Origin of the sequence: Streptomyces sp. NPDC050439, from assembly GCF_040655335.1 — a bacterium.
GTDB lineage: Bacteria > Actinomycetota > Actinomycetes > Streptomycetales > Streptomycetaceae > Streptomyces.
Genome location: NZ_JBFAJT010000008.1, coordinates 108,254 through 121,790 on the forward strand (window position 1 = coordinate 108,254; position 13,537 = coordinate 121,790).

The window sequence follows — 13,537 nt, forward strand, 5'->3', positions numbered from 1 at the left end:
TTGGTTGCCGCCGGGGCGCACGCTATTGACGGCCTGTTCAGGCCGGTCGTACGGTCCTCACGAATTGGAAAGTTTCCTAACAGTTAGCGGCCGACCAAAGTAAGGTGACGTCATGGCAGCAGCGGGCAGCACTCCGGGCACCCCGAGCGTCCTGCGTGCCATGAACGACCGGGCCGTCCTTGATCTCCTCGTCGTGCACGGTCCCCTCACCCGCACCCGCATCGGCGAGCTGACCGGGCTTTCCAAGCCCACCACCTCCCAGCTCCTCGGGCGTCTCGAAGCGGCGGGGCTCGTGCACACCACCGGCAGCCTCAGCGGACGGCCGGGACCCAACGCCCTGCTGTACGAGATCGATCCGGGCGCCGGCCACGTCGCCGCGCTGTCCGCCGATCCCACCGGGATCACCGCGCTCGTCGCCGACATCACCGGCACCGTCCTCGGCAAGGAGCGCGTGGAGGCCGAAGCCGTCGCCGAGGACGTGCGCCACCGCACCGCCCAGCTCGTCGCGGAGGCCGTCGACGGCGCCCTGCGCCAGGCGGGGCTCGGACACGAGGACCTGCGGGCCGCCGTCATCGGCACCCCCGGCGCCATCGACCCGCACACCGGCGCCCTGCGGTACGCCCCGCACCTGCCGGGCTGGCACTCACGGACGCTGCGCGACGATCTCGCCGCCGTCCTCGGCACCCCCGTCGTCATCGAGAACGACGTGAACCTGGCCGCCGTCGCCGAGCAGTACGAGGGCGCCGCCCAGGACCACGACAACTACGTGCTGACCTGGCTCGACGAAGGCGTCGGCGCCGCCATCGTGCTCGGCGGCACCCTGCTGCGCGGCGCGACCGGCGGCGCGGGCGAGATCGGCTACATGCCGCTGCCGGGTGCTCCGCTCCTTCGCGGCGACACGCGGGGCGGGGGCGGCGGCGGCTTCGAGAGCCTCGTCTCCGCGTACGTCGTGCGCGAACTCACCGGCGGCGGGGCGACGTTGGCGCAGGTCATGGCCGACGACGCCGCGCTCGCCGAGGTCGCGCGGCGCATCGCCACCGGCATCGCTGCGGTCGTCGCCGTCGTCGACCCCGAACTCGTCGTGCTCTCCGGCTCGGTGGCCCAGGCGGGCGGCGACAAGCTGCGCGCCCGGGTCGAGGAGGAACTGACCGGGCTCGCGCTGCCCCGCCCGCAGATCCGCATCAGCGAACTCGACGGCGACCCGATCCTCACCGGCGCCCTGCGCTCGGCCCTCACCCAGGCCCGCGACCAGGTCTTCGACACGGCCTGAGCGAGCCCCTCCCCTCATACGGCCCCACCACAACTCCCCTCTCCGCAAAGGAAGTCCGCCATGCCGCGATGGCGCATGCCCACCTGCGCGTCCGCGGCGCTCGCCGCAGCCGGTCTCCTGCTCTCCGGCTGCGCCAACCCGAGCGTCGGCAGCGCGAACGACGACCCGACCCAACCGGTCACCCTGAAGTTCTGGCACGGCTGGTCGACTCCCGGCGAGGTCAAGGCCGTGAACGACAGCATCGCCCGCTTCGAGAAGCTGCACCCGAACATCGACGTCAAGGCCACCGGGAACGTCTCCGACGAGACCGTGAACCAGGCCCTGCGGGCGGGCGGCGACAAGGCCCCGGACGTGGTGTCCTCCTTCACCACCAACAACGTGGGCCAGTACTGCGACTCCGGGATGTGGGCGGACCTCGATCCGTTCATGAAGAAGACGGGTCTGGACAAGGAGAAGGTCTTCCCCAAGACCCTTCTCGACTACACCAGTTACCGCGGCAACCAGTGCGCCCTGCCGCTGCTCGCGGACGCCTTCGGCATGTACTACAACAAGGACGCCTACAAGAAGGCGGGCATCGAGCGGCCCCCGCGCACGATGTCCGAGTTCGAGGAGGTCTCCGAGAAGCTGACCGTGCGCAGCGGCAGGAACTCGTACAAGCAGGTCGGGTATCTGCCCAACTTCCGCTTCTACCAGAACAGTCCGGACCGCCTCTTCGCCCAGTGGGGGCCGAAGTACTTCGACGCCGAGGGCGACGCGCGGCTCGCGGACGACCCCTCCACGTACGACTTCTTCAAGACCACCCGGCGACTGGCCGCCGCGCAGGGCGGGTTCAACGACCTGGAGCGGTTCCGGCTGACCTTCGGCGACGAGATGTCCAGCCAGAACGCCTTCCTGACCGGCAAGGTCGCCATGCACCTGGACGGCGAGTGGCGCGGCCTGATGCTGGACGAGGCCAAGGCGAAGTTCGACTGGGGCGTGGCCCCGCTGCCCGTCCCCGACGACCGGGCCGACACCTACGGGCGCGGCTTCATCACCGGCACCGTGGCCGGCATCGCACACAGCAGCAAGCACCAGAACGCCGCGTGGGAACTGGTGCGGTTCCTGACCGCGGACACCAAGCAGGTCGTGAACTTCGCGAACGCCATCCACAACGTGCCCTCCACGTTCGCGGCCCTCAAGTCCCCCGACCTGGACGCCGATCCGACCTTCCGGACCTTCTTCGACATCCTGGAGAACAAGCACAGCAAGGCCCTGCCGCCCTCCGTGAACGGCGGCGCGTACGTCGTCTCGCTCGGGGATTTCTCCTACTCCGTGGAGGCCGGGCGCGTGGGCGATCTGCGCAAGGGCCTGAAGAAGCTGGACGAGCAGATCGACGCCGACACCCTCCAGTCGAAGAGCTGAGCTGAGGACCCCGCCATGGCCATGACCCTCTCCCCTCCCGCGCGCCGCAGACTGCGCACGCTCGGTTTCCTCTCCCCCTGGCTCGTCGGCTTCAGCGTCTTCTTCGCTTACCCGCTGATCGCCACCGTCTACTTCTCGTTCATGCACTACAACCAGATCAAGGAGCCCTCGTTCGTGGGCCTCCGCAACTGGAAGTACGTGTTCGAGCAGATGCCGCTGTTCGGTCCCGCCCTGTGGAACACCCTGTGGCTGGTCGTGATCATGGTGGCCCTGCGGGTGGTCTTCGGCCTGTCGCTCGGGCTGCTGATCACGAAGATCAAGACGGGCCCCGGCCTCTTCCGCACCGCCTTCTACCTCCCGTATCTCGCCCCGCCGGTGGCCGCCACCGTGGCCTTCGTCTTCCTGCTCAACCCCGGCACGGGCCCGGTGAACGAGATCCTCGGCGCGGTCGGGATCTCCGGGCCCAACTGGTTCAACGACCCGGACACCGCCAAACCCTCGCTCGTGCTGCTCTCCCTGTGGGGCATCGGCGACCTCATGGTCATCTTCATGGCGGCGCTGCTCGACGTCCCCAAGGAGCAGTACGAGGCCGCCGACCTGGACGGCGCGGGGGCGTTCGCCAAGTTCCGCTACGTCACCTGGCCCGCGATCACGCCCATCGTGATGTTCGCGGTGGTCACGGGCGTCGTGCAGACCATGCAGTACTACACGCAGGCCCTGGTCGCGGGGAAGGTCGCCTCCGGCGTCAACATCGGCCCCGGGTCGGTCATCCAGCCCGGCTACCCCGACCACTCGACCCTCACGGTCCCCCAGCTCGTCTACCAGATGGGCTTCCAGAACTTCAACACCGGCGCCGCGTGCGTGCTCTCGCTCGTGCTCTTCGCCATCGCCATGGCCGTCACGCTGCTCCTGATGCGCAAGCGCTCCGGGCTGCTCTCGGCGGAGGACTGAGGACTCATGACGACCACGACGCTCACCGCACCCACCACACCCGCCCCCGCCGCCCAGAAGCAGCGCGGCCCGGCCGCGGCCCGCGCCCGGCGCAAGCGCGTCCTGCACTGGATCGCCGTGCACAGCGTGGCGATAGCCGTGGCGCTGCTGTTCGTCCTGCCGTTCGTCTTCGTCTTCCTGACGTCGGTGATGAGCGACTCGCAGGCCATGAGCGGCGACCTGTGGCCCGACTCCTGGCACTGGTCCAACTACAAGGCCGTGTTCGAGACCCCGGGCTTCCTGGACTGGTGGCGCAACTCGCTCATGTACGCGGGCCTCGGCACCCTCTTCACGGTCTGCTCGGCGATCCCCGTGGCGTACGCGCTAGCCAAGTTCCGCTTCCGCGGCCGGCGCACCGCGATGCTGCTCGTCATCTCCACGATGATGCTGCCGCCGCAGGTCATCGTGATCCCGATGTACCTGGTGTGGGCCCAGCAGTTCCACCTGTCGGGCACGCTGTGGCCGCTGATCATCCCGATGGCGTTCGGAGACGCGTACTCGATCTTCCTGCTGCGGCAGTTCCTCCTCACCATCCCCAAGGAGTACATCGAGTCGGCCAAGGTCGACGGGTGCGGCGAGTTCCGCACGATGGTCAAGATCGTCGTCCCGATGGCCAAGCCCGGCATCGCCGCCATCGCGCTCTTCCAGTTCTTCTACTGCTGGAACGACTACTTCGGGCCGCAGATCTACGCGGCCCAGAACCCCGGTGCCTGGACGCTCAGTTACGGCCTGGAATCCTTCAAGAGCGCGCACAGCGTCAACTGGAACATGACCATGGCGGCGACCCTGCTCGTCATGGCGCCGGTCATCATCATCTTCTTCTTCGCACAAAAGGCCTTCGTCGAAGGCGTCACCCTCACCGGAGTAAAGGGCTGAGAACCGATATGAAGCTCGCAGTGGTCGGCGGAGGGTCGACCTACACACCCGAACTCAGCGACGGATTCGCACGGTTGAGGGACACCCTGCCGATCGAGGAGCTCGTCCTCGTCGACCCCGCCGCGGACCGCCTCGAACTCGTCGGGGGCCTGGCACGGCGCATCTTCGCCAAGCAGGGGCACCCCGGCCGCATCGTCACCACGTCCGACGTGGACGCGGGCGTCGCGGACGCCGACGCGGTCCTGCTCCAGCTGCGCGTCGGCGGGCAGGCGGCCAGGCAGCAGGACGAGACCTGGCCCCTGGAGTGCGGCTGCGTCGGCCAGGAGACCACCGGCGCGGGCGGCCTGGCGAAGGCCCTGCGCACGGTCCCGGTCGTCCTCGACATCGCCGAGCGCGTACGCCGCACCAACCCGAACGCCTGGATCATCGACTTCACCAACCCCGTGGGCATCGTGACGCGGGCGCTGCTCCAGGCCGGGCACAAGGCGGTCGGTCTGTGCAATGTGGCGATCGGCTTCCAGCGCAAGTTCGCCAAGCTGCTCGACGTCGCCCCGGGCGAGGTGCACCTCGATCATGTGGGCCTCAACCACCTGACGTGGGAGACGGGCGTACGTCTCGGAGGTCCCGGCGGCGAGGACATCCTGCCCAAGCTGCTCGCCGAACACGGTGACGCGGTCGCCGCCGACCTGCGCATGCCGCGCGAGATCGTCGACCGGCTCGGCGTCGTGCCCTCGTACTACCTGCGCTACTTCTACCAGCACGACGCCGTGGTGGAGGAGCTGAGGACCAAGCCGTCGCGTGCCGCCGAAGTGGCCGCGATGGAGCGCGAGTTGCTGGAGATGTACGGCGATCCGACGCTCGACGAGAAGCCGGAGCTGCTCGCCAAGCGCGGCGGCGCCTTCTACTCGGAGGCGGCCGTGGACCTGGCGGCCTCGCTGCTCGGCAACGGCGGCAGCCCTTACCAGGTGGTGAACACCGTCAACAACGGCACGCTGCCGTTCCTGCCGGACGACGCCGTGATCGAGGTACAGGCCACGGTCGACGGCACGGGCGCCAAGCCCCTCGCCGTGCCGAAGCTCGACCCGCTGTACGCGGGGCTCATCGCCAACGTCACCGGCTACGAGGACCTGGCGCTCCAGGCCGCGCTGCACGGAGGCCACGACCGCGTGTTCAAGGCGCTGCTCGCCCACCCGCTGGTCGGCCAGTACGCGTACGCGGAGCAGCTCACCGACCGCCTCGTCGCGCACAACCGGGAGCACCTGGCGTGGGCGTAGGCATGAGCGTGCTCGCGATCGACGCGGGCAACAGCAAGACCGACGTCGCGGTGATCGCGGCCGACGGCACCGTCGTCGGCGCGGCCCGCGGCGGCGGGTTCCAGCCGCCCCAGGTCGGCGTCGAGACCGCGGTGGACATCCTTCAGGAGGCGGTGACGCGGGCCCTCACCGAGGCGGGCACCGACTCCGTGGGGCATGTGTCCGCCTGCCTCGCCAACGCCGATCTCCCGGTGGAGGAGCGGGAGTTGGCGGCGGCCCTGCGCCGCCGCGCGTGGGGCCCTTCCGTCGACGTGCGCAACGACACCTTCGCCATCCTGCGGGCCGGCCTCCTGGAGGACGCCGAGCCGCGAGGCGTCGCCGTGGTGTGCGGGGCCGGCATCAACTGCGTGGGCATGCTGCCCGACGGGCGCACCGCGCGCTTCCCCGCCATCGGCCGGATCTCCGGCGACTGGGGCGGCGGTGGCGGCCTGGCCGAGGAGGCGCTCTGGTACGCGGCGCGGGCCGAGGACGGCCGCGGCGAGGCGACCGCGCTGCGCGAGGCACTGCCCGCACACTTCGGCCTGCCCACCATGTACGCGCTGATCGAAGCCCTGCACCTGGGCTCCATCGCCCCCGTACGGCGGCACGAGCTGACGCCGGTCCTCTTCGCGACGGCGGCGGCCGGCGACCCGGTGGCACGCGCCCTGGTGGACCGGATGGCCGACGAGGTCGTGGCCATGTCGACGGTGGCCCTGGAGCGCCTCGACCTGCTCGGCGAGGAAACCCCGGTGCTCCTCGGAGGCAGCGTCCTCGCCGCACGGCATCCGCAACTGGACGACCGCGTACGGGTGTTGCTGGCCGACCGGGCGCCCAAGGCGGTGGCGAGGGTGGTCGTCGCCCGCCCCGTGCTCGGCGCGGCGCTGCTCGGCCTCGACCAGGTGGGGGCAGCAACGGACGTGCACGCGCACGTGCGGCGGCATTACGAGGCGGGGGCTTCCTGAGGGGCGTCCGGGCCCATCGCATCCCCTCTGCCCGGAGTTCGTCGGCCCGGCAGGGAACCGATCCGCACCGAATCGCGTATTCAAGGGCAGGGGGGTGTGCGATCTTCGCTTGATCCGGACGGGGTTCACGTGATCCGGACGGGTCTCCCGACGCAGTGATCAGAACAAGATCCAGTCAAGACCTGTGCGGATGCCGGTCCCTGCGGCGATACTTGCCGCCGTGCACTTCTTCCCGCACCGCGCACTCCGGGCGGAAGTGAACGTCCGATGACCAAGGGGGAGGTCGAGGTCGAGGTGACATACCCGCCGAACGGCAGCGCCGCGCCGCCGGGACAGGCCGCGCCGACGATGCCCGTCGTCCCGCCGCAGGCAGGGCCGGACCCCGCGCCGTCCGCACAGGCCGTGCCGGGCGCCGCGCCCCGCAGGCCCGCATGGGCCGAGGGCCGGGACCGGCTGCGCGCGGCGGCGACGACGGAACCGGGCAGGCTGCGGATCATCGGCGCCCTCCTCGCCCTGCTCGTCGTGGCGTTCGGCGCGATCACCACCTGGCAGATGTCCGACCGAGCGGCCGCCGCGGACAGCGTCCTGAACCGCAGCCAGCCGCTGAGCGACGACGCCGCCGCCATCTACCGCTCCCTCGCCGACGCCAACACGGCCGCCTCCAGCGGCTTCCTGGCGGGCGGTCAGGAGCCCGCCGAGGTGCGTGACCGGTACAAGGCCGACATCGAGCGGGCCTCCGAGAAGCTGGCGAACGCCGCGTCGAACGCGGGCTCGGGCTCGTCGGCCGCCGCCTCCGTGAGCAAGCTGAACAAGCTGCTCCCCGAGTACACCGGCCTGATCGAGCGTGCCCGCGCCAGCAACCGCCAGGGCCTGCCCCTCGGCGGCGCCTATCTGCGGTACGCGAACGACAAGATGCAGACCGAGATGCTCCCGGCCGCCGAGCAGCTCTACACCGCGGAGAAGCAGCGGCTGAACAGGGACTACGACGACGCGAAGCCGTATCCCTGGTTCGCCGTCGCGCTCGGCCTGCTCGCGCTCGGCGCCCTGGTCTGGGCCCAGCGCCGCAACTACCACCGCACGAACCGCGTGTTCAACCACGGCCTGGTCGCCGCGACCGCCGCGGCCACGGTGGTCCTCCTCTGGCTCGTCGCCGGTCACACCTTCGCGCGCTCGGGCCTCAACGACTCGTACGACAACGGCGTGCAGTCCCTGAACGTCCTGAACGACGCCCGCATCAGCTCCCTCAAGGCCCGCAGCAACGAGAACCTCACGCTGGTCAGCCGGGGCGCGGAGACCGTCGAGGTGGGCGCGGAGAAGGAGATCAAGGACAAGTTCGACGTCGCCTACCAGGCGCAGATGAAGCAGCTCGGCAGCGCCGAGAGCGGTCTGCTCGGCAAGGCCGTGGCCGTCGCCGACAACGACACGGGCAAGAACCCCGTCAGGGAAGCCGCGAAGAACGTGTCGGTCTGGAAGGACCGCCACAAGACCGCGCGGGACAGCGACGACGCGGGTGACTACAAGGGCGCGCTCGCCAAGGTCGTCGGCGACAAGGACGACGAGCCCACCGGAGAGTGCTTCGACAATGTCGACGAAGCACTCGAAGCGGCGCTGACACACGAGCGGGCCGAGTTCCAGCAGGCCGCGAAGGACGGCAAGGGAGCCATGAGCGGACTCCCGGTGGGCGCAGCAGTGCTTGCCGTGCTCGCCGCGGCGGGCGCCGTGCTCGGCGTCGGGCGCAGGCTGTCGGAGTACAGGTGAGAGGGGGCGAGCGGACGATGCGTACGCGAGGACTGGCGAGGATGCGCGGCTGGGGCGGAGCTGCCGCCATGGCGGTGGCCTGCGCGCTCACGGGCTCCCTCGTGCTCGTGCTGCCGGAGGCCGGCGGCGCGGCCGACTCGGGCAAGGACGAGAGCCGGGCCGCCCACGGCTCGTCGGCCGCCGCGCCCGCGCGCGCCGAGGAGTGCAAGACCCCGGAGGAGAGCCTCTCGCCGGACGACAAGGACGGCCCGACGATCGAGGCCATCCGCAAACGCGACGTCAAGAAGCTCATCGTCGGCGTCGACCAGAACAGCTACCGCTGGGGCTACCGCGACCCGAACAAGAAGTCGGGGACGCTCGAAGGCTTCGACATCGACCTGGCGCACAAGATCGCCGAGGAGATCCTCGGCGACCGCGACGCCGTCCTCTTCCGCGCCATCCCCACCAACCAGCGCGTGAAGGCCATACAGAGCGGCCAGGTCGACATGGTCGTACGGACCATGACGATCACCTGTGAGCGGGAGGAGGACGTCACCTTCTCCACCGCCTACTTCAAGACGGGACAGCAGGTCCTCGCCCCCAAGTCGTCGGACATCACCGGGTTCGACGACTCGCTCGACGGCAAGAAGGTCTGCTCCGCGAAGGGTTCCACGGCACTCGCCCAGCTGGAGGAGCTCAAGAAGAAGGGCCTGGATGCCGACATCGGTACGACGGTGCCGAACCAACTCGACTGCCTGGTGCGGCTTCAGCTGGGTGAGGTGGACGCGGTCGTCACCGACAGCGCGCTCGCCGCGAGCCAGGCCGCGCAGGACCCGACGGTCGAACTCAAGGGCGACGCACCGCTCAACACCGAGTACTACGGCGTGGCGATGAAGAAGCCGGAGAACGGCGGGGACGACCTGGTGCGACGGGTCAACCAAGTCCTCGAGGACTACCGCGACGACGACAAGAACGGCTGGGAGAAGTCGTACGACAAGTGGCTGAAGGCGGGCCTCGGCGAATCGGCGGGACCGCCCGCACCGAAGTACAGCGACTGATCCTGACATGCACGGCAACGCAGAGCGGAGAGGTGATCGATGAGCGTCGCGGGACCCCCCGGTCCGGTAATGGACCGGGACGAGGTGGACCGTGCGCTGGCGCGCCTCGACGCAGAGCACGAGGCGATCGAGACCTCGCTGCTCGCCCTCCAGGATCACGCGGGCCGTCGGCTCCTCGAAGGCGCCGGCCTCACCGGCACCACACAGGAGCGCTGGCAGTCCACCGAACAGCAGATCACCCTGCTCTGGGCGTACTTCGACGCGTACGCCGCGGCCCTGCGCGCGGCGCACGAGGTGCGGGCCCGCAGACGCTGGCCCAACCGGGACGATCTGGTGGAGCTGACCGAGCTGTTGCGCGGTGAGAGCGTCACCGTCGCCGGCGGCGCCGCCCCCGCGCCGTCGGCCTCCATCACCGGACCCGCCAAGCTCACCGAACGCTTCACGCTCATCGAGCTCGTCGCCCGGATGAACGACCTGTACGCGCACTCGCTCGACATGGTCGTCGCCGCCGACGCGGTCTGGTCCGCGCTGCCCGCCCGGATCGACCTCCTGGCCGCCGAGCTGCACCGCACCCGCAGGCTCGCCCACTCCGTGGGAGTCCGCCCGGGCGAGCACCCGGCGGGCGACGACCTGGAGCGGATCACGTCGGAGCTGACGCTCCTGCGCGAGCAGGTGGTGTCCGATCCGCTGGCCTTCTGGCAGCCCGCCAAGGGCAGTTCGGCCCCTGGCGGCGGCCGTCCGCACACCGAGCGGTACGACCGCGAGGCCCGCGCCCTGGAGGACGTACGCCGCGAGATCGACGCGGTGCTCACCGTCCGGCAGGACGCGGAGCTGCGGCTCGGCAGGCTGCGTGACGTGCTCTCGCGCGCGGACCGCACCCTGGCCGAGGCACGCTCGGCGCGCGGCGAGGTCCTCGCGAAGATCGCGGCGTCCGAGGTGCCCGCCGTCAGCGGTCCCTCGACCGCGCTGCAGGAGCAGCTCGCGATGGCGTCCGACTACCGCAGGCACGCCCAGTGGCACCGGCTCTCGCCGCTCCTGGAGTCACTCGAGGAGAAGGCCGAGGACGAACTCATGCGTGCCCGTGAGTCGTTGACGGCCGTCACCCAGCCCCTCGCGGTCCGCGCGGAGCTGCGCGGCCGCCTGGACGCCTACAAGGCGAAGGTCTCCCGTCTGGGCCACGCGGAGGACCCGCTCCTGGTCGAGCGGTACGACGCGGCGCGCCGGATGCTGTGGAGCGCGCCCTGCGATCTGCGCGTCGCCGAACAGGCGGTGCTTCGTTATCAGCAGGCGGCGGCCGAAGTCCTTGCATCGAGGGTCCCGCAACAGGGCGGTCCCACCGACCGGAGGGGGGAAGCATGAGTGAGCAGCAGAAGTGCCAGCGACCCGGGTGCACGGGGTCGTACGAGGACGTGGGCGGCGGCGAGCTGTACTGCGACACCTGCGGCCTGGCCCCGGTCGTCTCCCCGTCCGGTCTGGTGTCCTCTCCCCCGACCGGCATCACCGGCGGCGGCAAGGGGTCGGCCAGCAGCAGCTCCCGGTCCAGTTCGCGTGCCTCGTCCCGCTCGTCGCGGTCCCAGTCCTCGCGCAGATCGGTGTCGGGGCGGCTCTCGCGCTCCCTCTCCGGGAGCTCCACGTCCCGCTCGGTCTCCGTACGCAGCTCAGGGCCCTCCGCCGGTACGTCCGCCCGCAGCAGGCTCGGCGTGGGCCTGGTCCTCGTGCCCGAGGTGCCGCGCCCCGATCCGCGCCAGGCGGTGCAGAAGAACCCCGAGGTCCCCGAGCGCAAGCGCTTCTGCTCCCGTTCCGACTGCGGGGCGCCGGTGGGCCGCGCGCGCGGTGACCGGCCTGGGCGCACCGAAGGGTTCTGCACCAAGTGCGGCCATCCGTACTCGTTCGTGCCGAAGCTGAACCCCGGCGACATCGTGCACGGTCAGTACGAGGTCGTGGGCTGCCTGGCGCACGGCGGCCTCGGCTGGGTCTATCTCGCCGTCGACCGCGCGGTCTCCGACCGCTGGGTGGTCCTCAAGGGCCTGCTCGACACGGGCGACCAGGACGCGATGGCCGCCGCGATCTCCGAGCGCCGCTTCCTCGCCGAGATCGAGCACAGCAACATCGTCCGGATCTACAACTTCGTCGAGCACCTCGACCAGCGCACGGGCTCCATGGACGGCTACATCGTCATGGAGTACGTCGGCGGCAAGTCCCTGAAGGAGATCGCCAACGAACGCCGTACGGCGCAGGGCAAGCGCGACCCGCTGCCCGTGGAGCAGGCCTGCGCGTTCGGCATCGAGGCCCTTGAGGCCCTCGGCCATCTGCACAGCCGCAATCTCCTGTACTGCGACTTCAAGGTCGACAACGCCATCCAGACCGAGGACCAGCTCAAGCTGATCGACATGGGCGCGGTCCGCCGCATGGACGACGACGAGTCGGCGATCTACGGCACGGTCGGCTATCAGGGCCCCGAAGTCGCCGAACTGGGCCCCTCCGTGGCCTCCGACCTCTACACGGTGGCGCGCACCCTGGCCGTGCTCACCTTCGACTTCCAGGGCTACACGAACGTCTTCGTGGACTCCCTGCCGGACCCCGACAACATCGAGGTCTTCCGTACGTACGAGTCGTTCTACCGCCTCCTCGTGCGCGCCACCGACCCGGACCCGGCCCGCAGGTTCGCCTCGGCGCAGGAGATGGCGGAGCAGCTCACCGGCGTCCTGAGAGAGGTCGTCGCGATCCAGACGGGGCGGCCGCGCCCCGCGCTGTCCACGCTGTTCGGGCCCGAGGTGAAGGTCACGGACACGGAGCTGTTCGCCGAACTGACCGGCGACGTCTCGCACTTCGGGGTGCGTGTGCTGCCCCTGGGGCGGCGCAAGGGGCGCGCGGAGCTGACGGCGGGCAACGGCCAGGGCACGGCCAACGGCACCCCGGCGATCGCCGCACCGCCCGTGCCGCCCGCCGCGCCGCCGGCCCGGATCGTCCGGCCGCTCGACGCCCCCGCGACGGCACTCGCCCTGCCGGTGCCGCGCGTCGACCCGGACGACCCGAACGCCGGGTTCCTCGCCGGGCTCATGGCGTCCGCGCCCGCCGAGCTGATCACCGCGCTGCGGGCCGCGCCCGCCGACTCGGTGGAGCTGCGGCTGCGCGGCCTTCGGGCCCGCCTCGCCATGGGTGAACCGGAGCCCGCCGCCCAGGCGTTGACCGAGCTGGAGATACAGCACCCGGACGACTGGCGGGTGGTCTGGTACCGAGGCGTCGCCTCGCTGGCGACCGGCGACCACGAGAGCGCGGCACTGTCCTTCGACGCGGTGTACGACGCGTTCCCCGGCGAGCCCGCCCCCAAGCTGGCCCTGGGCGTCTGCGCGGAGGTCCTGGAGCAACTGGACAACGCCGCCGAGTACTACCGCCTCGTGTGGGCCACCGACCCGAGCTATGTCAGCGCGGCGTTCGGCCTGGCCCGGGTGCAGCTCGCCGCGGGCGACCGGCGCGGTGCCGTGCACACCCTGGAGTCGGTCCCCGAAGCCTCGATCCACTACACCGCGGCCCGCGTCGCGGCGGTGCGGGCGAGGCTGCGGCACCGTATGACGTTGGACACCGCGCCGTCACCCGGCGCGCTTTTCCTCGACGACCTGACGGCCGCGGCGGGGCAGGTGGAGGCCCTCGCGGGCTTCGGCCTGGACGCGGTGCGCCGCGAGCGGCTCTCCACCGAGGTCCTCGGCACCGCGCTGGACTGGGTACTCTCCGGTAGGCACCCTGGTCACGCTTCCGCCCCGCCGGCAGCACCCGCTGCACCGGCAGGCGGCTCGCGGACCGTGCTGCTCGGCAGCGACCTGGACGAGCGCGGCCTCCGGTTCGGCCTGGAGCGCTCGTACCGAACGCTTGCCCGGCTCGCACAGGGTGGCGAGGAAAGGATCGAACTGGTGGAGCGGGCCAACCGTTTCCGCCCTCGGACGTGGGTGTGAA

General features: G+C 70.7%; 10 protein-coding genes. All 10 read left to right on the forward strand.

Going from position 1 to position 13,537, the window contains the following annotated elements; translation table 11 throughout:
• Positions 1–112: 112 nt before the first annotated feature.
• Positions 113–1,270, forward strand: a complete 1,158-nt coding sequence (locus tag AB0I66_RS30820; RefSeq protein WP_363211243.1) for an ROK family transcriptional regulator — start codon at positions 113–115, stop codon at positions 1,268–1,270.
• Positions 1,271–1,330: 60 nt separating this feature from the next.
• Positions 1,331–2,671: an ABC transporter substrate-binding protein gene (locus tag AB0I66_RS30825; protein WP_363211244.1), complete on the forward strand. Its 1,341-nt coding sequence runs from the start codon at positions 1,331–1,333 to the stop codon at positions 2,669–2,671.
• Positions 2,672–2,686: 15 nt separating this feature from the next.
• Positions 2,687–3,622, forward strand: a complete 936-nt coding sequence (locus AB0I66_RS30830) for a sugar ABC transporter permease (protein WP_363211245.1) — start codon at positions 2,687–2,689, stop codon at positions 3,620–3,622.
• 6 nt (positions 3,623–3,628) lie between these two features.
• On the forward strand, positions 3,629–4,537 hold the full coding sequence (locus AB0I66_RS30835) for a carbohydrate ABC transporter permease (RefSeq protein ID WP_363211246.1): 909 nt from the start codon (positions 3,629–3,631) through the stop codon (positions 4,535–4,537).
• A gap of 8 nt (positions 4,538–4,545) precedes the next feature.
• A complete protein-coding gene (locus tag AB0I66_RS30840) occupies positions 4,546–5,811 on the forward strand; it encodes a 6-phospho-beta-glucosidase (protein ID WP_363211247.1) in 1,266 nt (421 codons plus the stop codon).
• Positions 5,802–6,791: a BadF/BadG/BcrA/BcrD ATPase family protein gene (locus tag AB0I66_RS30845; RefSeq protein ID WP_363211248.1), complete on the forward strand. Its 990-nt coding sequence runs from the start codon at positions 5,802–5,804 to the stop codon at positions 6,789–6,791. Before AB0I66_RS30840 ends, AB0I66_RS30845 begins: the two co-directional genes overlap by 10 nt.
• Before the next feature lie 267 nt (positions 6,792–7,058).
• On the forward strand, positions 7,059–8,549 hold the full coding sequence (locus tag AB0I66_RS30850; RefSeq protein WP_363211249.1) for a hypothetical protein: 1,491 nt from the start codon (positions 7,059–7,061) through the stop codon (positions 8,547–8,549).
• A gap of 17 nt (positions 8,550–8,566) precedes the next feature.
• Entirely contained in the window at positions 8,567–9,586 is a 1,020-nt protein-coding gene (locus tag AB0I66_RS30855; protein WP_363211250.1) for a glutamate ABC transporter substrate-binding protein, read from the forward strand.
• Between the two features lie 39 nt (positions 9,587–9,625).
• Positions 9,626–10,945: a hypothetical protein gene (locus AB0I66_RS30860; protein WP_363211251.1), complete on the forward strand. Its 1,320-nt coding sequence runs from the start codon at positions 9,626–9,628 to the stop codon at positions 10,943–10,945.
• A complete protein-coding gene (locus AB0I66_RS30865) occupies positions 10,942–13,536 on the forward strand; it encodes a tetratricopeptide repeat protein (RefSeq protein WP_363211252.1) in 2,595 nt (864 codons plus the stop codon). The genes AB0I66_RS30860 and AB0I66_RS30865 overlap by 4 nt, the downstream gene beginning before the upstream one ends.
• Position 13,537: the final 1 nt, after the last annotated feature.